The organism is Gammaproteobacteria bacterium, from assembly GCA_028819075.1.
Taxonomy (GTDB): domain Bacteria; phylum Gemmatimonadota; class Gemmatimonadetes; order Longimicrobiales; family Gaopeijiaceae; genus BD2-11.
Genome location: JAPPMM010000016.1, coordinates 109,203 through 130,482, shown reverse-complemented (window position 1 = coordinate 130,482; position 21,280 = coordinate 109,203). Strand labels below are relative to the sequence as shown.

16 protein-coding genes are annotated in these 21,280 nt (G+C 68.8%); 5 read left to right on the top strand and 11 right to left on the bottom strand.

Annotation, left to right across the window (positions count from 1 at the left end):
- Window positions 1–51: 51 nt before the first annotated feature.
- From OXU32_02765 to OXU32_02735, 7 genes are all read right to left on the bottom strand, one after another.
- Window positions 52–1,290, bottom strand: coding sequence for a dipeptidase (locus OXU32_02765; GenBank protein ID MDE0072891.1), 1,239 nt, complete (start codon window positions 1,288–1,290; stop codon window positions 52–54).
- A gap of 240 nt (window positions 1,291–1,530) precedes the next feature.
- Window positions 1,531–4,128: a putative Ig domain-containing protein gene (locus OXU32_02760; protein ID MDE0072890.1), complete on the bottom strand. Its 2,598-nt coding sequence runs from the start codon at window positions 4,126–4,128 to the stop codon at window positions 1,531–1,533.
- Between the two features lie 104 nt (window positions 4,129–4,232).
- Entirely contained in the window at window positions 4,233–5,171 is a 939-nt protein-coding gene (locus OXU32_02755) for an LD-carboxypeptidase (protein ID MDE0072889.1), read from the bottom strand.
- A complete protein-coding gene (gene mpl / locus OXU32_02750) occupies window positions 5,168–6,646 on the bottom strand; it encodes a UDP-N-acetylmuramate:L-alanyl-gamma-D-glutamyl-meso-diaminopimelate ligase (GenBank protein ID MDE0072888.1) in 1,479 nt (492 codons plus the stop codon). Before mpl ends, OXU32_02755 begins: the two co-directional genes overlap by 4 nt.
- Before the next feature lie 37 nt (window positions 6,647–6,683).
- Window positions 6,684–10,079 carry a CPBP family intramembrane metalloprotease gene (locus tag OXU32_02745; protein ID MDE0072887.1) on the bottom strand — a complete coding sequence of 1,132 codons (3,396 nt, stop codon included), beginning with the start codon at window positions 10,077–10,079 and terminating at the stop codon, window positions 6,684–6,686.
- Between the two features lie 28 nt (window positions 10,080–10,107).
- On the bottom strand, window positions 10,108–10,650 hold the full coding sequence (locus OXU32_02740) for a spore maturation protein (GenBank protein MDE0072886.1): 543 nt from the start codon (window positions 10,648–10,650) through the stop codon (window positions 10,108–10,110).
- A 1-nt stretch (window position 10,651) separates the two neighbouring features.
- The gene (locus OXU32_02735) at window positions 10,652–11,689 is read right to left on the bottom strand and encodes a nucleoside recognition protein (protein ID MDE0072885.1); all 1,038 of its coding nucleotides are present in this window, start codon (window positions 11,687–11,689) and stop codon (window positions 10,652–10,654) included.
- A 144-nt stretch (window positions 11,690–11,833) separates the two neighbouring features.
- On the opposite strand from OXU32_02735, the gene OXU32_02730 reads away from it, so the two are divergent.
- Window positions 11,834–12,931: a DUF3179 domain-containing protein gene (locus OXU32_02730; protein ID MDE0072884.1), complete on the top strand. Its 1,098-nt coding sequence runs from the start codon at window positions 11,834–11,836 to the stop codon at window positions 12,929–12,931.
- A gap of 1 nt (window position 12,932) precedes the next feature.
- Here OXU32_02730 and OXU32_02725 read toward each other — a convergent pair whose 3' ends face one another.
- Window positions 12,933–13,838, bottom strand: coding sequence for a sulfite exporter TauE/SafE family protein (locus OXU32_02725; protein MDE0072883.1), 906 nt, complete (start codon window positions 13,836–13,838; stop codon window positions 12,933–12,935).
- 154 nt (window positions 13,839–13,992) lie between these two features.
- On the opposite strand from OXU32_02725, the gene OXU32_02720 reads away from it, so the two are divergent.
- Complete coding sequence (locus tag OXU32_02720) at window positions 13,993–15,243, top strand: acetamidase/formamidase family protein (GenBank protein ID MDE0072882.1); 1,251 nt, start codon at window positions 13,993–13,995, stop codon at window positions 15,241–15,243.
- On the opposite strand, the gene OXU32_02715 is transcribed toward OXU32_02720, so the two are convergent.
- The gene (locus OXU32_02715; GenBank protein MDE0072881.1) at window positions 15,236–15,496 is read right to left on the bottom strand and encodes a DUF167 family protein; all 261 of its coding nucleotides are present in this window, start codon (window positions 15,494–15,496) and stop codon (window positions 15,236–15,238) included. The two genes, OXU32_02720 and OXU32_02715, sit on opposite strands and share 8 nt — an antisense overlap.
- Between OXU32_02715 and OXU32_02710 the strand changes: the two genes are divergently transcribed.
- Together OXU32_02710 and OXU32_02705 are read left to right on the top strand one after the other, a co-directional pair.
- Window positions 15,495–16,616 carry a serine hydrolase gene (locus OXU32_02710; GenBank protein MDE0072880.1) on the top strand — a complete coding sequence of 374 codons (1,122 nt, stop codon included), beginning with the start codon at window positions 15,495–15,497 and terminating at the stop codon, window positions 16,614–16,616. The genes OXU32_02715 and OXU32_02710 overlap by 2 nt on opposite strands.
- A gap of 2 nt (window positions 16,617–16,618) precedes the next feature.
- Window positions 16,619–17,179, top strand: a complete 561-nt coding sequence (locus tag OXU32_02705) for a RidA family protein (protein MDE0072879.1) — start codon at window positions 16,619–16,621, stop codon at window positions 17,177–17,179.
- Window positions 17,180–17,192: 13 nt separating this feature from the next.
- Here the strand turns inward: OXU32_02705 and OXU32_02700 are convergent, their stop codons facing one another.
- Window positions 17,193–17,663: a hypothetical protein gene (locus tag OXU32_02700; protein ID MDE0072878.1), complete on the bottom strand. Its 471-nt coding sequence runs from the start codon at window positions 17,661–17,663 to the stop codon at window positions 17,193–17,195.
- 208 nt (window positions 17,664–17,871) lie between these two features.
- On the opposite strand from OXU32_02700, the gene OXU32_02695 reads away from it, so the two are divergent.
- On the top strand, window positions 17,872–18,528 hold the full coding sequence (locus tag OXU32_02695; GenBank protein MDE0072877.1) for a hypothetical protein: 657 nt from the start codon (window positions 17,872–17,874) through the stop codon (window positions 18,526–18,528).
- Between the two features lie 15 nt (window positions 18,529–18,543).
- Here the strand turns inward: OXU32_02695 and OXU32_02690 are convergent, their stop codons facing one another.
- A complete protein-coding gene (locus OXU32_02690) occupies window positions 18,544–21,279 on the bottom strand; it encodes a TonB-dependent receptor (GenBank protein ID MDE0072876.1) in 2,736 nt (911 codons plus the stop codon).
- Between the last annotated feature and the right edge of the window lies 1 nt (window position 21,280).

Below are 21,280 nucleotides of genomic sequence, written 5' to 3'. Positions count from 1 at the left end.
AACCTCGCCCGGCGCGTCGATCAAAAGCGCGATCCGCGCGCCTGAGCCTGCTCAGTTGGTCTCCGCCCGAATCTCCTCCGCGACCGCCTGCACGTCGTCCAGCACGCGCAGGAGGTTGCCGCTCCAGAGCATGCCGATCTCCTCCTCGCTGTAGCCGCGCCGCACCAGCTCCAGGGTGACGTTGAAGGTCTCCGAGGCGTCGTCCCATCCCGTTACGCCCCCACCGCCATCGAAGTCGGAGCTGATGCCCACGTGCTCGAGCCCGATCAGTTCGACCATGTAGTCGATATGGTCCACGAAGTCGGCCACGTCGACCGGCGGGGTGACCGGCGCCACTTCCATCGCGATGCGCTCGGCCGCCGCGTCCTGGACCATGCGCAGCCCGGTCTGGTAGGCCTCGCGCTCATCGGGGCTCATCGCCTGCAGCGCCATGAAGAAAGCGCGGCCGCGGCCGCCGCCGATGATCTCGAAGTCCATTTCCTCGGCGACTTCGGCGATGACCATCTGCGAAGCCTGCTGGTACGCCTGGTTCTTGGGGCCGTCGACGTAGCCGCGGAAGGCCACGGTCTGGACCACGCCGCCGTTCTCCCGGAGCGCCATCAGCTGCTCGTCGTCCAGGTTGCGGCTGTGATCGTTGAGCGCCCGCGCCGAGGAATGCGAGGCCATCACCGGTGCCCGGCTCAGCTCGAACACCTCCATGTTGGCCGGCTTCGAGGGATGCGAGATGTCGATCATGATGCCGACCCGGTTGAGCTCGGCCACGGCCTGCCGGCCCAGTTCGCTGAGCCCGTCGTGCAGCCAGTCGTCGAGTGCCTCCCCGGTATTGGAGTCGGCGAGCTGGCTGTGGCCGTTGTGGGCGAGCGACAGGTAGCGCGCGCCCCGCTCCTGGAACTCCTGGATGCGGCCGATATCCTCCCCGACCGGGTATCCGTTCTCGACCCCGATCATGGCCACGCTGCGTCCCTCCCCCGCGATGCGGCGCACGTCGTCGGAGGTGAGGGCCAGCCCGATGCGCTCGGGCGCGATCTCCCCGGTCAGGCGATGGATGGCGTCGAACTTGGCGATGGCCTGGTCGTAGGCTTCCGCGTACCCCTCCGGGGTCAGGTCGCCCTGCCCCACGTACACGATGAACCACGCAACGTCCAGCCCGCCCGCCTCCATCTTGGGCAGGTTGACCTGGGTGGGCAGGTCCATGGTGTAGTTGAGCTCGGCGGTGAAGTTGCCCGGGTTGATGTCGGCGTGGGTGTCGAGCGTGATAACCCGCTCGTGGATGCCTCGGGCGCGCTCCATCAGCTCCGCATCGTCTCCCGCGGGGGGCGCGTCGGCGTTGCCGCACGCGGTCAGGGCCAGCAGCAGGCCGGCGCAAATCACGTAGTGCGCGGAGTAAACGTCGCCTTTCGATGTGTGCCCTGCATGCATCGGTGCCTCCCCTTGGCCGGCCGGATCACGGATGCCAGCCAAGTTAGCACGCGACGCAGCGACTCGCTCGCAGGCACCGCTCGTATGCCGTGGGAGTTCGCCCGCGGGCTGCTACGGATCCGGCTCGGAAATGCGCGCCACGATGACCCGCGCGGAACTCGGAATGTCGTAGTAGAAGGCGGCGCCGTTGCCCGCCCCGCGCGCCCGGAAGTCGTGGATGCGGACGCCGCTGGCAGCCAGCCGGCCGTCGAAGGTGCGTGTTCCCGAGGTGGCCAGCGGCACGGCGACCGGCGCGAAGTCGTTGGCGGTGTCTTCGCCGACGGTGGTTACCGGCCAGGGGTAGAAGCCCGGCGGGTCGGGCCGCTCGAAAACCTCCGTGGTGGTCGGGAAATCGTAGGTGGTGAAGTGGGGCACATCGGCGCCCGCCGCGCTCTCGCTTCCGGCGAACGTCATGGCGATGGCGTGGTCGATCAGCAACTGCTCAATCGGCCTGCCGGTGACGGCTTCGATGCCCGCGATTCCGGCCGTGGTGAGCGAGTCGTTCAGCACGCGCATGAAGCGCTCATCCGCCGTCGCGCTGCCGCTCCCCACCACCCAGTCCCGCAGGAAGCGGTGGAAATGCCAGCCCGACCCGTACACGTCCCCGATCTCTCCGTCTCCGTATTGGAAGGTTACCGCGCTCGAATCCGGGGAGATCGCAAAGACGGTGCGGGCCATCGCGGTAAAGGTGCCGTAGGCCTCGGCCCGGGCGTTGCCACCGGTGGACCGGAACGCATCACGCAGGTCATCTCCCGTAACGCGATCCCTCATGGCGGGACCGCCCGCGCGCTGCCACGCCAGGCGCGAGGACACTTCCTTGGCGATGTCGGCGGTCCCTTCCTCGATCCAGAACGGATGAAATCGGCTGGCACTTCTTCTGCGGTAGCCCTTGTACAGCGAGCTCACGTGCTTCATCTCGTGCACGATAGTGCCCAGCGCCCAGAAGTCGTTGCCGCTGATGTCGTCGATGGACTCGGCGTCGAAGTGGATCAGCTCCATTTCGTTCGATGCCGGACAGGAGTTGCGCGAGAGCGTCATGTCGGCGGACCAGACGTAGGCCAGGGTGGCGCCCGGCAGGTCGGGACGGATGAGCACGTTCACTATGCCGTCCCCGTTCACGTCGCTTACGCCGCCGAAATAGCGCCGGATCACCTCGTCCCCGTAGTCGGCATAGTAGTCGAGGATCTGTCGGACATTGTCGGGCGAAGAGGTTGTCTGGTATTCGTAGAAGGCCAGATGTTCGTTTTCGGCAACCAGCCTGGCGGTTACCGTGGTGTCGACCGTGCAGGCGCCGGCGAACGCGTCGCTGAGACGGATGGCCAGTTCCTCGGGCGCACGGCCCCTCCCGGCCCCGCCGCGGGTCGCCTGTGCCACCTGTTGCGAGAGATCCGGAAGGATCGGCAGAGGTCCTTCCGCCGATAGGCGCTCCATCAGTTCGGCCTCGCTGCGGCGCAAGCGCTCGTGGCTCCGGGCGTAGGCGCGTTCCCGTTCGAGCAGTTCGTCCAGCCAGGGGCCCCCGATGGAGGTCGCCTCCTGGCGCGGGGCGCCGCCCGCGCGTTCCGAACTCGCCACCATCGGCGCGGCAGCCGCCGTGAAGCTTCCGGCAACGCTGAGTCCGACATCGTAGACCCGCGGATTCTCCGGCGTCTCGGTTCCCACCATGGTGACGCGATAGTAGGCGCCGGCCTGCGGAGCCCGGACGAAGAAGCCGCACTCCCCGCGCTCGCCCTCCCGGAAGACCTGGTAGTCGCCTACATCGAGGCCCAGCGCGCCCTCGCACACGCGCAACGACAGCGCCGCACTCGCCCGTCGCCCCTGGGCGTTGGTCACGCTGACGCGGAATTCCGTGAACCCCACGGAACGCGGCGTGCCGGCGATCAGCCCGTTGCTCGTGAAGGCAAGGCCCTCCGGGAGGCGCGTCCCCCCTTCGAGGCTCCACACGAGGCCCTCGGTCGTGCCGCCGCGCGCGGTCAGCTGCTGGGAGTAGGGGATTCCGATGCGGCCGACGTCCAGTGACTCGGTGGCGATGAACAGGTCCGCGGCACCGACGAAGTCGTGCTCGAGGTTCTGTCCCGTCGTCAGAGTCCGGGTAAAGCTGGTTGCGTCGAAGGCGAAACCGGCGGTGGTCAGCAGGGATACCGTGTACTCGCCCGGACGCAGCGCCACGAACTCGTAGCGGCCGCTGGCGTCCGTCGTGTCCGCCGCCTGCTGCAGGCCGGTCATGCCCAGCGCGATGCCCTCCACCGGTTGCGGCTGACTCCCCTGGGTCACCGCAAGCACCCTGCCCCTGATGGAAGAGGTGCGCAGGTACTCGCCGGGAAAGTCCGCGCGCACCTGCTGGCCGGCGGAAGTGATGGTGACCGATGCGGTGGTCCGCGAGAAGGTCACGTCGTTGGGGATCCCGCTCGCGAGCGTCACGGTGTGCGATCCCGCAGGCACCGAGACGAACTGGAAGCCACCGTCGGCGCCCGTCGCGGTCGACTGGGCGGCTGCCCCGCTCAGCGACACCAGCACGCCCGGCAACGGCGCGCCCTCGACCGTGACCTGCCCGATGACCGTGCCCGTCGGAGCGGGTGGCGGCGGGCCCGGATCGACCGTGCCGCCCTCTCCGCCGCAGCTGGCGGCGAACAGCCCGGCCAGCACCCCCGCCGGCAATACTCGCAGTCTCATTGTGGATCTCCATGGCAACCTGGCCGCAGCGTCGGAAAGATGCGACCGAGGAGCATTTGCCTCATCAGTATTGCCTGAAAGCTAGTCGTTCGTTCCCCGACAGGTCATGGGGGCTGGGTAGCCGGCTCCGTCACCGTGAGGGTCGCCGCGTCGGCGTCCAGGCGCGCCCTGGTCAACACCGGGATGATGCAGTTGTGTTCCGTGTGACCGAAGGGCAGGTCGGTGACCGAGGGGACGCCGAGCCGGCCGGCGAATTCCGCGAGCACGGCGGTGATGTCGCCGGAGCCCTCGCGCACTCCGGTGAACCGTCCGAAGGCGAGTCCCGCGACGCCGTCCAGGACGCCGGCGCGCAGCAGCTGGTGCAGCATCCGGTCCACCCTGTAGGCGGGCTCCCCCACATCTTCGAGGCACAGGATGCGGCCGCGCGCGGAGATGGCATCCCGCGACCCGCAAAGTGACGCCAGGATCGCGAGATTCCCGCCGATGAGCCTGCCTTCCGCGCTCCCTCCCGAGAGCGCGTGGGGAGCGGGATCTTCGGGCCGGGGCGACAGCGGTCCCGGAGCTTCGCCGGGGAAGAGCGCGGTACGGAACGACGCCTCGGTTTCCGGGGGGAAGTCGGCCCCGGGGTGCGGCCCATGGAAGGAGGCTATGCCTTCTCTAGCGTGGAGGGCGTGGATGTTGGTGTTGTCGCTGAAGCCGATGAAGGGGATGGGGTCGCGGCGCTGGCGCGCGAGATCCAGCCCGTCGAGGATTCGCAGGGTCCCGTACCCGCCCCGGAGCGCCCATACCGCGTCGGTCGCCGGGTCGTCGAAGGCGGCCTGGAGGTCCGCGAGCCGCTCCTCGTCGCTTCCGGCCAGATAGCCCCGCCGCCGGGTCGCCGCCGGGTACACGACGGGTCCCAGCTCGAGCTTCCGGCAGCGATCGACGGCCTTGTCGAGCACACCGGCCCCGAGCGGCCCCGCCGGGGCTACGAGCGCCACGCGCGCGCCGGGACGAAGCGCTCGCGGCCGGAGCGGCGGCTGGGCGGAAACCCGGAGTGTCATCCGACCGCCGCGCTCCCGTGCGACTTCGCACCAAGCGCAGCACGCTCCGAGCCCAGCCCGGCCAGCAGCCGCTCGTGGATGCCTCCGAATCCCCCGTTGGACATGATCAGCACCACGTCGCCGGGGCGCGCCCCGCGGACGATGCGCTTCACAATGCCGTCGACTTCCGGTTCGTAGTCGGCTACGACGCCCTGGGCGCGCAGCGACGCGATCAACTGCGCAGGGTCCAGCCGGATCGCGTCATCGTAGCGCTCGGGTCGGAAGAGCCCGGCCACAACGGCGTGGTCGGCCTCGGCCAGCGCCTCCCCGTAGGCTTCCTGGAATTCCCGCCGCTGAGCGGTGTAGCTGCGGGGCTCGAAGACGGCGATCAGCCGCCGGCCGCGGAACCGCTGCCGCGCCGCCTTCAGGGTGGCGGCGACCGCGGTGGGGTGGTGCGCGAAGTCGTCGACCACTGTGACGCCCCCCGCCTCCCCGTGAACCTCCATGCGGCGCCGGACGCCCCTGAAGGTGCCTAGACCCTCACGGATCGCGTCCCAGGGCGCGCCGGCCGCGGCCGCTGCCGACATCGCCGCCAGGGCGTTCAGCACGTTGAAGTCGCCCGCTAGCCGCATCTCCACCTCCCCCAGCATCGTCCCGTCCCGCCGCACCGCGAAGCGGGTGCCCGCCTCCCCGCCGCGTATTCGCTCGGCCCGCCATAGGGGATGCGCGGGGGCACCCTCCGCAGTCGCCGTCCCGGTGTCGGGCGCACCGATGCCGAAGGACTGGACGGGCGCGCGCGACACACCGCACATCGCGCGCAGCGCCGCCGAATCCCAGCCCGCCACCAGCGTGCCCGCCCGAGGCACCAGGTTGATGAAGCGCTCGAAGGCGAAGCGGTAAGCGACGTCGTCGCGAAAGATGTCCGCGTGGTCGAACTCGACGTTGTTCACCACCGCCGTCCAGGGCAGGTAGTGCCACATCTTGGGGCCCTTGTCGAAATACGCGGTGTCGTACTCGTCCGCCTCGATGACGAAGAACTCGGAGTCCGTTAGCCGGAACGAGATGCCGAAGTTCTCCGGGATGCCTCCGATGAGAAACGAAGGATCGAGCCCCGCCGCCTCCAGCAGCCATGCGACCAGGCTTGCGGTGGTGGTCTTGCCGTGCGTTCCCGCCACCGCGACCACATGGCGGCCGGCCAGAAACCGCTCCTTGATCACGGCGGCCGCCGAGGTGTAGCGGAGCCGCCGATCCAGCACCTCCTCGAGCTCGGGGTTGCCCCGGCCGATCGCGTTGCCCACCACGACCATGTCCGGATCACCGGCCAGGTTGGCGGGATCGTACCGGTCCGCGTACTCGATGCCCAAATCGTCGAGCATCAGCGACATGGGAGGATAGACGCCCTGATCGGATCCGGTCACCCGGTCGCCGCTCGCGCGCAGGAGCCCGGCGAGCGAGGCCATCGCGGTGCCCGCAATCCCGATCAGGTGATAGTGCATGACTTCCCGGGAAACCCGGATGTGTCCCCTTGGCGCATCACCCTGCTTGCCGCTGCGGCGATATCCGTCGCGCGGTGTCCATCTCGCGCATCCATCCCGCGACAAGCGTGCCCACTGCGATGACCGCCAGCACGCCACCCAGCCGCGCCCCCGGATACGGTCCGGTTGCGACCTGCGCGAGGAGGCCGGCGCATGTCAGGGTCCCGACGATGCCGGGCATCAGCGCCGGCGCCGCTGCACCGAGTCGCGCAAGCGCGAAGAAGACTGCACCACCCAGGAGGGCCGTCGGCACCCACGTGAGAACCGACTCCTCGAGCGGCCCGGGAACGAAGAAGACTCCGGCCGCCAGCATGCAGACCCACAGCGCGATGCGCCAGCGGAGGCCGGCGCCCGACCTCCGCGCCAGGCCGCTCATCAGGAGCAGCCCGGTCGTTCCAAAGAGAAACCCTGCAGTCGCCCCGAGCGGCCCGGCCAGGGTTGGGATGAAGGAGTTGGCCCCCGTCACGTCGGGCCACGCGGGCAGCCCCCCGGCGATCCACTCGGCGAGCGTCACGACACCCAGCAGGGCAGCACCCAGGGCCATGGCCAGGGCGAGTGAGCGCGATGCCGGCCTCTCGGCCTGCCCATCCCGCCCCTCTCCGAGCCATCTGTGCGCGAGCGTGGCGCCCAGACCGATCGCTCCCGCTCCGAAGAGGAGCCCGAGAAAGCCCGCGAAGGCGGCAATCCCCGCCTGAAGGCCCCACGGCTGCGCCGGCGAGAAGATCGCCTCGGTGGCCGGCCAGGAGTTCGCCTGTCCGAGACCCAGCGCCACCGCGGCGAGCAGGGCAGCCCGGACGAACAAGCGCGTGTCCAGTCCGCGTCTGGCCCAGGTGACCACCGACAGGACGCATGCCCCGGCGAAACCGAGCACGAGCACCAGTGCAGCGGACAGGTTCACCAGGTTGCGGAGCGCCTCGCCGTCCCTGCGGGCGAGTTCCCACTCCTCGGGCACGTTCACGAAGCGAGTCACGTCCACGATCTCGTCGCCGGCGAGCAACACCGTCAACCGCGCTTCCCCGGAGAACTCCGAGAGGACCGCCCGGTCCTCGAAGGTGAATCGCCAGTCGGTGCGCTCCGGCCGCGCCGTCTGGACGGCGCCGACTTCGTCCATGGACTCCGCGGCCATCCCGTACCTCGCCTGGATGGCGGCGAGCGCGGCCACTCGCGCATCCTCCTCCTCCAGCCGAGCGCCCGGACGTGCCTCGGGGAGAATGTGGCGGAGCCGCAGAGGTTCGCCCGCCGCGTCGAGGTGGACGTGCAGTTCCTCGACGCGCTGCTCGGGGTCGGCGCTGAAGTCCACGAAACGGACGATCCAGCGGAGTCCGGACAGATAGGTCCCGAGGAGGCCTTCGTACACGTCCGGGCCGGCTTCGTCAAAGACGTACTGGTCGGCATCTCCTCGACCGGACACCACCTGGGCCAGCGCTGTCCACGACTCCACGGCGTGCCCGCGCCGCTCCAGCGTGTCCAGGGCGACGGCGATCGCCTCGCCCCTGGTCGCGGTCAGCCGTGGCGCGCCGCCGGCGTCGCTGAACGCACCGGCACCCCAGGCGGAGACACCGATCGCACCCAACGCGTACACCAGCTTGCGCCGCGAGAGGAAACCCCGGGCGGCCGAGGATACCTCTGGAGTGGGCGACTCGCCACCGGCCTCCGCGCCCGACTCCGCCTCGGCGTCCGGTTCCTCCGCGGCGGGCGGTTTCCAGGCACGGTTGTATGCCCATTTCGGCGCCTTTGCGCGCGCGCCGACCTTCAGCCGCGCGCCGACCACAATCAGGAGCGGAGCCAGCCCGGCCGCCACCACGACCACCCTGTCCAGGAGAATGCCGGGCGCGGATGACGCGAAGAGGGGAATCGACAGCAGCGAGAGGTTGTAGGTGAAGTGCGAGAGGATGGTCGGCACGAGACCGAAATACAGGTAGATCACGCCCCAGAGCAGGGCGGGAACCGTGAGCTCCACCACCCGGGCGTAGGCCGGCTGCTGAGGGTAGTTGGCGTGACCGGCGGCGAAGACCACGGCCTGCAGCGCCACGGCGCCCCAGATCCAGAGGCTCTTCCGTCCGTACCGCGCCGCCAGCAGGGTCGCGCACGCGATGGGGATGGCACGGAACGCGCTCTCCTCCCAGAAGGCCGCGAAGAGCGAGGTCGAGACCGCCACAAGCCAGGGCTGCGCGGTCGCAAGCAGGTCCGGCTGGACGACTGCCTCGGCGGGAGACCACCAGCCTTCGAGCCGGGACGTGGCCAGGTAGAAGAGCACCACGTAGCCGAGTTGCGTTCCCAGGAGCAGGTACGCGCCGGCGGTTCGGCCGAGCGCAGGCATGGACGCCGCGACCTGGGGCGACCAGAAGCGCCACTGCTGGAGGTGCCCGGGGAACGCTTGCCGGCCGAGCGATTCCCCGGCGAGGTAGATGAACGCCAGAAGCGGAGCGCCGAGCGCGGCGGTCGCCCCTGCCAGTACCAGTTGCTGGGCCAGGAACGTCTGGACCGAGACGGCGGGGTCGTAGCCCATCCAGCTCAGCGGGAGGGTGTTCACGATCCCGAGGCCGAGCAGCACGGCGGTGACGGCGCCCCAGACGAGGGCCGGACGCCAGACGATCAGACGCTTCCTCATGAGGAAGGCCGTGCCGCCTACGCCACCCACAAGCAGGAAGAGGACGACGAAAACCGATTGCGATGCGAACGCGATCGCATCGTTCCTCGACCGCATGTCCCGGTAGCGCTGGGAGAAGGCCTCCGGCACGAAGACGAAGTGCGCAAGCTCGGAGGCACGCTCCCCTGCTACGCGGAGCCGCAGCCGAAAGCGGCCCTCCTCCACCGTCGCGTCCATCCGCTCGAACACGAACGTGTGGTCCACGCGTCCGCCGGGCTGCGTTTCCTGGGACGATTCGAGGAGCTCGAACAAGGAAAGATCCACCCCCCACTCCCCCGCCGTCCCGTCGGCGACGGCTCGAGCTTCGGGCTCGGCGAGATTGCCGCTACCCGGATCGTCTTCGGAGAGGCGCAGACGGAACCCGTACGGCTCGCCCGCCGGCGTAAACCGAACCTGACTTTCCTCGACCGCCCCTTCCTGGAAGCGTCGCACCGTCCACACGTACGGCTGATGGATCCCGCGCTCGGCGAACTCGACAAACGCGTCCCTTCCTCCCGCTTCCAGTTCGACGTAGGACTGTACTTCGGGGTCCGTCTGGCCGAACGTGGCGGCCGTCCGAGCGTCTGGCGGGTCCCATCCGTACTGCCGCGCCAGAGTGTCCGCGCGGGCGACGGCGGCCTCGCGGTCCATGGCGAGATCCAGCGTGACGATGGGGAAGGCGGCGGGGAAGAACCGGATCGCGACGACGACGCCGGCGACTCCGAGGAGTCCGAAGAGGATCCAGGGGCCCGGCCGACGCATCATGTCATCCTCCCGGCAAACGCGGCGACGCCTAGCCGAACAGCAGCCGCACGACCCAAACAGCGAACAGCATCGCCGCGATGTCGGCCGTCAGCCCGGCGGGAATGGCGTGCCGGGTGCGCTTGATGTTGACGGCGCCGAAGTACACGGCCACGACGTAGAAGGTCGTCTCGGTGGAGCCGAACATCACCGCGGCCATCTTGACGAACAGCGAGTCCTCGCCGTACCGGGCGACCATGTCCGCGACCAGCCCCGCCGAGCCCGAGCCGGTAAGCGGGCGGATGATCGCCATGGGCAGCACCTCGGCCGGGAATCCGATCGGCTCCAGCACCGGGTTCAGCAGCGCGATGAGCGCGTCCATCGCCCCGCTGGCGCGGAACATGCCGATAGCGAACAGGATGGCCACGAGGTAGGGGATGATGCGCACCGCCACCCCGAACCCCTCCTTCGCCCCCTCGACGAAGGTCTCGTAAACCGGCACCCGCTTGTACAGCCCGTACAGCGGGAAACCGACCAGAATCACCGGGATGACGAAGGCGGAGAAGAGCCCGATCAGCTCGCGCGCGAGTTCCATGTCAGCCCTCCCCGCGGCGGGACGCGTCCCCGCCCGGCGCCCGGCTGGCCGGCCGCTGCCCCTGGTTGGGATCCGATGCGCGCGAGCCCGGCAGCCTCCCGTAGAGCCGGGCGGCCACGACCGCCACGACCAGCGACAGCCCGGTGGTGATGATGATGGCGAAGATGAGCCGGTTGATCTGGAGGCCGAGGAGCGCGAGCAGCAGCACCGGGGGCACCAGCTGGACGCTCGCCGTGTTGACCGCGAGGAGCATCACCATGGGGTTGGTGGCGGTGTCCTCGCTCGGGTTGAGCTTCTGCAGCTCCTCCATGGCCTTGATCCCGAAGGGCGTCGCCGCATTGCCCAGCCCGAACATGTTGGCGGTGAGGTTGAGCGCGATCATGCCGAGGGCGGGATGGTCGTCGGGCACGTCCGGAAAGAGCGGCCGCAGCACCGGACGCACCACGCGCACGATGGCGTAGATGATGCCCGCCTCCTCCGCGATCTTCATGACCCCGAGGAAGAGCGCGAGCACCCCGATCAGCCCGATCGCGATCCCGGCTGCGGTCTCCGCGAAGTCGAGCGCCGCCGCGCCGATGGCGGTCATCTTCACGAAGCGGACGGGCTCGAACTGCACGGTCGCCTGAGCGGCCGTGGGGTCGTCGCCCAGCCCCAGCACGGGCGACAGGAACCCCTCGACGATCCCCTGAAGCTCGTCGTCGTTCGAGCGCGACACGCCCCGGATCGTCTCCAGCGGCTCGGGAAGCGCGGCTCCCGCATCGAAGCGCAGCACCATTCCCTCGCCGGTGCGCAGCAGGACGCCGTCGTAGCTTTCCGCTGGGCTCTCGTCCGTGCCGTAGAAGTCCTGGTAGACCCCGGCGTTGATGCGAATCCGCACCGGTGTGCGCCCACCGCTGGCGGCGGTGCCCTCGGGAAACTCCAGCACCACCGGGAGCGGCTGGCCGTTGCGGTAGGTGTCCCGGCTGAGATCGCCGATGTCGGAAACCCCCGCGAAGACGAAGGCCGAAATCAGCAGAGCCGCCCAGATGTAGTTGAGCAAGCCGTCGTTTCCCGTGATCGAGTGGCTGGATGGACGCTCGACGGGCCGGCGGACACCTTACCGGCGCGCGGGGTTATGATAGCAGTCATTTTCCGGCCCGGCACGATTCCGGGCCCTCGCTCGCCGACCCAGGCCGAACACACCATGCGCTCCAAGCCCCTGACGCTCGCCGCCGCGTGCGTGTCGCTGCTGCTCTCCTGTTCCGACGCCCCCACGGGCCCAGAACCCACGACGCCCGTCGACGTCGGTCCCAACTGCTCGATCAACACCGACCTGGTCTTTGACGGTGGCGTGGGGGTCGATGGCATTCCGGCCCTCACCAATCCACCCATGGTGGGGATCTTCGACCAGCAGACCGGCTTTCTGTGGGAAAGCGACCGCGTGATCAGCTTCGAGCTGGACGGACAGATGTTCGCGGTGCCCCATCGCATCCTCTGGTGGCACGAGATCGTGAACCTGACGCTGGGCCAGCACCGGGTCGCCGTCACCTATTGTCCCCTCACCGGATCGAGCATCGTGTTCGACCGCAGCGAGGTCGCGGGGGCCGAGTTCGGAGTATCCGGGCTCCTCTTTCAGAACAACCTGATCATGTACGACCGCACGGACGGGGAGCGCTCGCTCTGGCCCCAGATGCTGCGCGAAGCCGGCTGCGGCTCCAAACTGGGGCAGCCGCTGCCGCTGATCGCCTCCTCGGAGGTCACCTGGGACCGCTGGCGCGGTCTCTATCAGGACGGCCTGGTGGTGGTGCGCCCCGACGGCGGCCTGAGCACGACCTACGACCGCTATCCATACGGCGACTACGAGAGCCTGGAGAACACCCAGCTGTTCTATCGCCAGCCCGTCACCGACGCCCGCCGGCCGGTCAAGGAGCGCGTGCTCGGGATCCTCGACGATGCGGACGGCGGCAAGGCGTACCCCTTCGGTGAACTCCAGGGGGACGGGTCGCCCGTGACCGTGGTAAACGACATGGTGGGCGGGAGGCCGGTCCTGGTGGTGTGGGACAGTGCCGGGGAGGCGGCGTTCGCGCTCAACCCCGTGGTGGACGGACAGACCCTCACCTTCGAGTTCACCGGAGGCGACATGGTGGACGCCGGGACGGGTTCGCGCTGGCGGACGGACGGGGTAGCCATCGCGGGGCCCATGGAAGGCACCCGCCTGGAGCCGGTCGAAGGCGCCTACATCGCGTTCTGGTTCGCGTGGAAGGCCTTCCAGCCCAGAACCGAACTCTGGGAGGCGAACTGAGTCAGTTGCCCCCCCGCAGCTCCTGCGCGGCCGACCGGAGCATGGCCACGGCGGCGTAAAGCACCACCACCACGACCAGCCAGCGCATCACGTCGAGCGGCAGCGAGCGGACGATGAACGCCGCCGCAAGCACGGCGGGGATGCCCCCGATGGTCAGCCCCAGCGCCGCCTTCAGCCCGTAGCGGCCCGCCCGCGCGAAGCGGATGCCCGCGACCGCCATGAGGAAGGCGGCGGATCCCATCATGATCGGGAAGGCCACCGCGGGGGTCATGCCGATGGCGCTGACCACGATCATGGTGGGCGCGTACATGCCGATCCCGATGGTCATGAGCGCCCCCAGCACGAACAGGCAGACGGCGGAGATCACAAGGTCGGCGCCGGCTACTCCGGTTGCCTCACCGCCCACCGGGTCGGTGCCGAAGATGGACCGCAGAAAGGTCGCGGCCGCGATCAGCAGCGCGACCCCCATGCCGATCTGGATCCAGTGGCGCGGAAGGCGGGTCACGACCCCCGCACCCAGCCACGCCCCCAGCACCGCCGCGGCAATCAGGGTAAACAGGGTGAGCGGCTCCACCAGGATGATGGTCATGAAGATGAAGGCCTGGATGATGACGGGCGGGGTGTGGCCGGTCATCATGGTGCCCGGGATTTCGTCGTCGGGGACGGTCTTCGCCAGCTTGTAGAGCGATGTCGTGGGCGCGAAGGAGCCGATCCCCAGGGTGTCGAAGAAGTTGGTGCCGAAGCCCACCACCAGCTCGAACAGATTGGGCTTGCCGCGGGTTCCGCCCCTTCCCGAGCCATCGCCCGCCGTCGCGCGCGCGGAGGTTACCCAGTGGTAGACGAACATCAGGGCAATGATGGCCAGGGCCGTGAACAGGTACAGCCGGGGGTCGCTGGTGTCGAACACGTCCGTTCTCCGCTGGAGGAAACCAGGGTTGTGCGCGCCGGTGGAAATCCCGGGGAAGTCCGCTCGCCGCGCGGCAACTCGTTTGATTCGAGGCCGATCGGTCGCTAACGGTACGTGAGCAGTTCGCCATGTGCCAGCAAGAGGAGAGTCGGAGATGCGCGCCACACGAATCCGCGTCGGGAGTCAGAGCAGTCATGGAGGATCCGGATCGTTCCTCCGCCGGTTGGCGGATCCGCGCCTGGGCCCGGCGGTGGCCATCGTGCTGGCGGCCGCGTGCGCCGCCCCGGATGGTGAGAGCGGCAGCCCGGAGGCGAACCCGTCCGCACCGGAAATGCGCAGCGCCGAGCCGGCGGGCGAGGCCGATCACTTCGTGCCCTCCACCCCCGAGAACGTCGCCTGGGGCTGGTTCCCCATCGACAAGGCGCCCGTGTTGCGGGTCCAGCCGGGCGAGACCGTGCGCATCAACACCCTCACCCACGCCGGCGCCACCCAGAGCGAAGAACCGGTGGCCTACCTCACCGGTCTCGGCCTGCCGCGCGACGAAATCCTTCAGGACGTGCTCGACTTCTGGGCGTCGCGCGAGGGTCGCCCTCGCGAGGGACGGAGCGGCCACGTCATCACCGGTCCCGTCTACGTCGAAGGCGCCGAGCCGGGAGACGTGCTAGAGGTCGAGATCCTCTCCATCGAGACCCGGGTGTCGTGGGGCATCAACAACACCTCCGCCCGGGGCGGCGTGTTCTCGATGGACTATCCCGGCGCCCGTCCCGACGATCCGGCGCTCGACATTCCGCCCGGAACCCGTCACGTCATCCGCACCGGGGAGGTGGACGGGCGTGAGGTGGCCCTCATCTCCGACGACATCCACGTGCCGCTGGCGCCCTTCATGGGGATCCTTGCGGTCGCGCCCGATCCGGTGGTGGGCCAGCCGGGCGTGACCGTGCCCGGGGTTCAGGGCTCCCGGCCCCCCGGCGCCTTCGGCGGCAACCTGGACGTCAAGGACCTCAAGGCCGGCACCACCCTGTACCTGCCCGTCTTCCACGAGGGCGCGCTCTTCTACACCGGCGATCCCCACGGCGCGCAGGGCGACGGTGAGGTGAGCGGCACCGCGATCGAGCAATCGCTCTCCGGCGTGTTCCGCTTCGCCGTGCACAAGGACCGCAGCATCTCCGCGCCGCGCGCCGAGGACGACGAGTACTACATGATCATGGGCATCGACCTGGATCTCGACCGCGCCGCCCGCCACGCCACCAGGGAGGTCGTGAACTTCCTGGGCGAGGAGAAGGGGCTGTCGCCCGCCGAGGCCCTCTCCCTGGCGAGCATCGCGGTGGACTTCCGGGTCAGCGAGGTGGTCGACCTGACGCAGGTCGTCACGGGGTACATCCCGAAGAACATCTTCCTCAGATAGGAATCCGCTCGCGCACCTCTTCCGGCGACAGGCCCTCGATCCGGACCCGCTTGCGCCGTGCCCCGGCCCCCGCCACGATGACGATCCGGTCCCTGCCGGTCGAAAGCGTGCGCGCCAGCAACGCCACCACGGCCGCGTTGGCCTTGCCTTTCTCCGGCGGCGCCGCGACGCGCAGCTTCAGCGTATCCCCCATCCAGCCCGTGATTTCGTCCTTCCGGGCCCCGGGAGCCACCTTCACCGTGAGAACCGCCATGAGACGCTTCCTCGCACCGTTTTTCGTTGCGTGGGTCCTGATGGCCCCCGCAGGACTGCTCTTCGCGCTCGAGTCGCGCACCGATTGCCCCACCTGCGTCTTCCCGGGGGAGGAGTGGGAGATCGTTCCCCGGGACGGACTGGCCGGTTTCGGCTGGGACGCCGACGCACTCGGGCTGGTGCGCGACTTCGTGCGCGACAGCGCCAACTCCACCGGCATCGTGGTGGCCGACCGGGGCCGCATCGTGTTCCAGTACGGCGACATCGAGGAGTTGTCGTATCTGGCCTCGGTGCGCAAGAGCATCCTGGCGATGCTGTACGGCTACTGGGTCGAGAACGGCACCATCGACTTGGACGCCTCCATGGCCGATCTGGGCGTGGACGACATCGGCGGGCTGCTCCCCATCGAGCTGGGCGCCACGGTGGACCACCTGGTCACCGCGCGCTCGGGCGTCTACCACCCGGCCTCCAACGGCGGCGACAATCTCTCCGAGGCGCCGCCGCGCGGGTCGCAGGAGCCGGGCACCTACATGCTTTACAGCAACTGGGACTTCAACGCCGCGGGGGCCGTCTTCGAGCAGCTCACGGGCCGCGATCTCTACGACGAAGCCCAGGCGCAACTGGCGATTCCGCTCCGGTTCCAGGACTGGGACCGCTCCATGCACCGGAAGTCCGGCAATCTCTCCATCTCGCGTAATCCGGCGTACCACTTCTGGCTGTCCACGCGAGACATGGCGCGCATCGGGCACCTGATGCTCAACGAGGGCTCCTGGGACGGGGAGCAGATCATCTCGCGGGACTGGGCGCGGCGCATCGTGAGCGTCGTGACCCCGCTCGAGGAGATGAACCCGGACTGGCGCCGGGACGGCTACTTCGGCTACGGCTACATGTGGTGGGTGTGGGACGGCCCGCGCGCCACCGGACCGTTCGAGGGCGCGTACAGCGGGCGCGGCGCGGTCGGGCAGTGGATCACGGTGTTCCCCGCCCTCGACCTGGTGGTGGCGCACAAGACCAACTCGGTGTACGGCCGCACCACCAGCTGGGAGTCGTGGGAGCGGGCGCTCGAGCTGCTCTTCGCGGCGAGGGGAATCGAGATGGAGGAGTGGCCGTGGAGCGGATGAGGATGCGAGTGGACGCTGGGGCCGAGGTCGCGGGCGTGGTAAGCGCGGTCCGAACGCGGCGGTCGTGGCGGGGCGCCACATGCATGCTGGGCGCGCTTGCGGTCGGATGCGGGCCGGCCGGGTCGCCGGACGCTGAGGGCGGCCAGGCCGCGGCGGAACCCGCGCCCCGCAAGGAGATCATCCAGCCCGAGGGGGTGGCCCGGCTGCCGGTCTTCTCGTCCGCGGTGCGGAGCGGCGACCTGATCTTCCTGTCGGGCGCGATCGGGGCGCTCCCGGGCGTGTCGCCGCCCACCCTGGCCGAGGGGGGGATCATCCCCGAAACCCGTCAGACCATGGAGAACCTCGCGGCCGTGCTGGAGGCCGCCGGGGCGGGGTGGGAGGACGTGGTCAAGTGCACCGTGTTCCTCGCCGACATGGCCGACTACGCCACCTTCAACGAGGTCTACCTGGAGTACTTCCCGGAAAACCCGCCGGCCCGCTCCGCCCTGGCCGCGGCCGGGCTGGCGTTCGACGCGCGCGTCGAGGTGGAATGCATCGCGGCCGCCCCGGAGGGCAGCCGGTAGCGGGAGCGCCCGCCTAGTTCATTATGCGCCGGTACGTCGCGTGCCCCACCCCGGTGATCTTTCCCTCCTCGTCCAGGCGCACGTACTCGTTCTGAATCGTGTTGCCGTCCTCTGAGAGGGTGTTGATGATGACCTGGTAGACCCTGCCGCCGCGGCTGTTCAGGATGCGCGTGCTGCGGTCGTCCACGACCTCGACCGCCGTCTCGGCGTTCTCCTGCCCCTCCACCGCGCGGAAGACGCCGTCGAACAGCGTCACGTACCCCCATTCGGAACTCTCGCCGCGCGCATTCGTACTCGCGACCGTGATGCGCATGCCGCCATCCCCATAGGGCTCGTAGGTCATGACGTTGGAGGCCGGCGGGGGCCGGTCCGAATCCATCAGCCAGGCGCCGTACCGTTCCTCGCCCTGGGCTTCGGCCCCTGAAGAGAATGCGAGTGCCGCCAGAATCGCCGTTCCCGAGAGCCATACGTTGCGAAGTCGCATCTCATCCTCCGTGTTGCAGGTCATGCCCCGGCGAGCGGGGTTTGAGACAACATATGCACGGCGCTCGCCTCGTGAAACGTCCGGGATCCGCGACATCGTCACCGGCGGCGGCGGGCGCGGCAACGATTGACCTTCACGGACACTTTCGCAGATCTTCCTGCGCCCGGATCTTCCCGGGCCGCGTCACCCCGTTCACCCGCCGGAGACCATGACCAGACTCGCCTTCCTGATTCCGCTCTTCGCCCTCCTCCTCGCAGCATCCGTCACCGCCCCTTCCCTCGCCGCCCAGGACTTCGAGCGTCCGGAGGACTGGCAGGTCCGCTTCGACGAGCCCGGCGCCTCGGAGGAACAGCTGGAGATGTTCGTTTCGATGCCGCCCGGGTGGCACGTGACCTCGGGCCCCGCCGCGATCTACTGGGGCCCGGAGATGGAGGCTTCGGGAGAATACCGCATCGAGATGGAGGTCTTTCTCTTCGAACCGCAGGGGATGATGCGCGAGGCGTTCGGATTCTTCGCCGGCGGGCTCGGCCTGGACGGCGACGACATCGAATACACCTACTTCCTCATCCGCGACGGGGGCGAGTTCATCGTCAAGCGCCGCGAGGGCCCTGACGCGCCCACGATCCTCCCCTGGACCGGCCACGAAGCCATCCTGGGCTGGGCCGACCGCGGCGACGGGGCCACGGCGAAAAACATCCTCGCCGCCGAGGCGGACGCGGACGAGGTGCGGTTCTTCGTCAACGATGCCCAGGTCGCCGCCCTGCCGCGCTCCGAAGTCGCGATGGACGGGATGTACGGCTTCCGCGTCAACCACATGCTCAACCTGCACATCTCGCGGCTGGAGGCGATGCCGCTGGACCCCTAGGACGCTGGCGGCTTCCTAGAAGTCGTGCCGCACCCGGAACATCACGAACCTGCCCAGGGGCGCGGCGCCGATGAACTCGGTGTGGTTGCTGTCGAACAGGTTGTTGGCGGTAACCGACAGCGTCGTGCCCGGCTGGAAGGGGAGCCGGTAGCTCAACGACGCGTCCATGACCTGGTAGCCATCGATCACCCCGATGTAGGTCCCCGAGTTGATCGGGAATCCCGCCGTCATGCGCACGCGTCCCTGCGCCGAAAGCCCGCTCCCCTGGTTGGCATAGGTGAACCCGAGAGATCCGTTGTGGCTCGGGGCGTTAAGCGCGACGTCCTCGATGTCGTTGCAATCATCGTCGGTGCTGTTGAAGCACTCGGCGCTCTTCCACGAGAAGTTGCCGTTGAGGCTGAGCTGGTCGGAGAGGAGCACCTCCAGGGCCAGGTCGGCGCCCGAATACCACACGTCTCCGAAATTGCGGTAGGTCAGCAGCAGGTCGTGCGAGGCTGACTGGTCCGCGGCCAGGGTGCCCAGCGGAAGACTCGCGATCGCGCCGACAGCCACGGCAAGGGGGCCTTCGATGAGCGCGGGCGGGATCAATCCGGCCCGAATGAGCGGGTCCAGCCGGTGCAGCACGAACGCCTGAACCGAAGCGGGATCGAAGAAGACGTTGGGCGTCTCCACCCGGAGCGAGCCCACGAAGTTCTCGATGCGCGTGCGGTAGACATCGGCGGCGAGTAGCACCCGATCGTTGATCAGGCCCTTGTATCCCACCTCGAAGCTGTTGTGAATGGTGGGCACGAGGTCGGGAACGTCCAGCACCCCCGGACCCGCCAGCGTGACGAACGGATCCGTGGAACCGGCGCCCGCGGCGGCGACGTCGAAGCGGCGGAACAGGGTGCCGAGTTGAGGATCGCCGGCTCCGGGGTTCAGGAGCATGGCTCCCAGCGTGGGGAGCAGGGGCACGAGCGCGGGCGGAAGCTGCGACGCAAACTGCGGAAGCAGCGTCTCGATCACCGGATTCCAGAACACGGCCGCGTTGGCGGGCAGCGCCTGACCCGGCATCAGGGGCGAATACATGCACCGGGACTCGACTCCGCCTTGACACTGGCCGCCGAAGGTGTAGCCGCCGAGCGGCACCCCCTGCGAGCGGATGCCGTAGCTGATGCCGGGAAGGATCGGGATATTCGCCGCGAGGATGTCGAGGAACAGGTTGTTGGTGGAAGGCGTCGAGAAGGCACGGTTGTAGGTGAAGCGGATGTTCTGGCCCTCGGTCGGCGTGAGCACCAGCGCCACGCGCGGGGAGATGCTGGTCGTGGTCAGGCGGCTGTGATCGTCGACGCGCACCGCGGCCACCAGATCGAACATGTCCGAGAGCGCGGTCTCGGAATGCAGGTAGGCGCCGACCTCGCGCGAGTCGTCGTCGTCCTCGTTGCGGCCCAGCACCGTGCCCTCCGTGCGCGGGTTGGTGCCGATGAGGTCGACGCCGTAGGTGAAACTCTGCCGCTCCCCGACATCGAAACCGTGCTGAATCTGCGCGGACATGATGTACGACTGGTCCACGATGTCCTGGCCGGTGCGCAGCAGGTAGGTGTCACCGGCGTTGCTCGTGTTGTAGAAGGCCTGGGCGAAGAACCTGTCCTTCGAGAAGCGGGCCTGAACGTAGGGATAGACCCAGTTCTTGCCCTGCGCGGCGCCGATGCCGGTGAGCACGATGGCGTTGTTCATCTGGCTCATGCCGCCGTTCAGCACGAAGGCGCCCCCGCCTTCGCCGCGGATGTCGGCGCGGGCGTCGAAGGAGTAGCGCTCGTAGAAGAAATCGCGAGCGGCGATCCTGGGGTTCGCGCCGGGCACCGCGGCGGCCCCCACTTCGACGGGATCCCGGTATTCGAAGTCGTTCCCCCGCATGTACTGCCCCGACAGCTTGAACCCGAAACGCTCGGATGGTGCGACCGCCGTCCGGAACTGCCCGGTGAAGATCGAGCGCTCACCCGCCGCCAGCGAAACGGTGGTTCCGGGTCGGTCGATGGGGGACGCGGTGATGATGTGCATCACGCCGGCGGCGGCGTTCGGACCGTACAGGGCGGAGCCCGGTCCGAGCGACACCTCGATGCGGTCGATGTCGAGGTCGGTGGCGGAGATCAGGTCGAAGGCGTTGAAGCGCTGGTAGGGGATGCGCGCGTAGCGATTGTCGACGATCGTGAGCAGCGTTCCCGAGAAGACGTTGTTGAAGCCCCGCGAGACGACGCTCTTGGACGTCAGGCCGGCCTGGAAGATGTCCAGCCCGGGTTGTGTCTGGACGTGATCCGCGGCGGTCGTCGCGATGGTGCGCTGGATCTCGGACGATGACACCGAGGACACCGACGCCGGGGCCTCGAGCGCCTTCTCCTGGCGGCGCGACGCGGTGACCACGACCGGGTTGAGGATCAGGGCCCGCGAGCGGATCGGGATCTCGATTTCCGTGGTCGAACCCGCGTCCACAGCGATGCCGTCGAGGCGGGTGGTTTCGTAGCCGATCAGGGTCACGATCACCGAATGGGTGCCGGCGGGAACCGATGCGGAAAAGTCACCCTCGGCCCCGGTTGCGCCCAGCATCTGCCCCACGATCTCGATCGTCGCGCCCGAGACCGGCGTCCCCGCCTCGGCGTCCGTCACACGGCCCGAGAGTGTTCCCTGCTGCGCCGCGAGAGGGGCGCTGAAGAGAGCTCCCAGGGCGAACATCCAAGAGAGACACCGCCGAAACCTCGTGCTGATCGCTTTCATC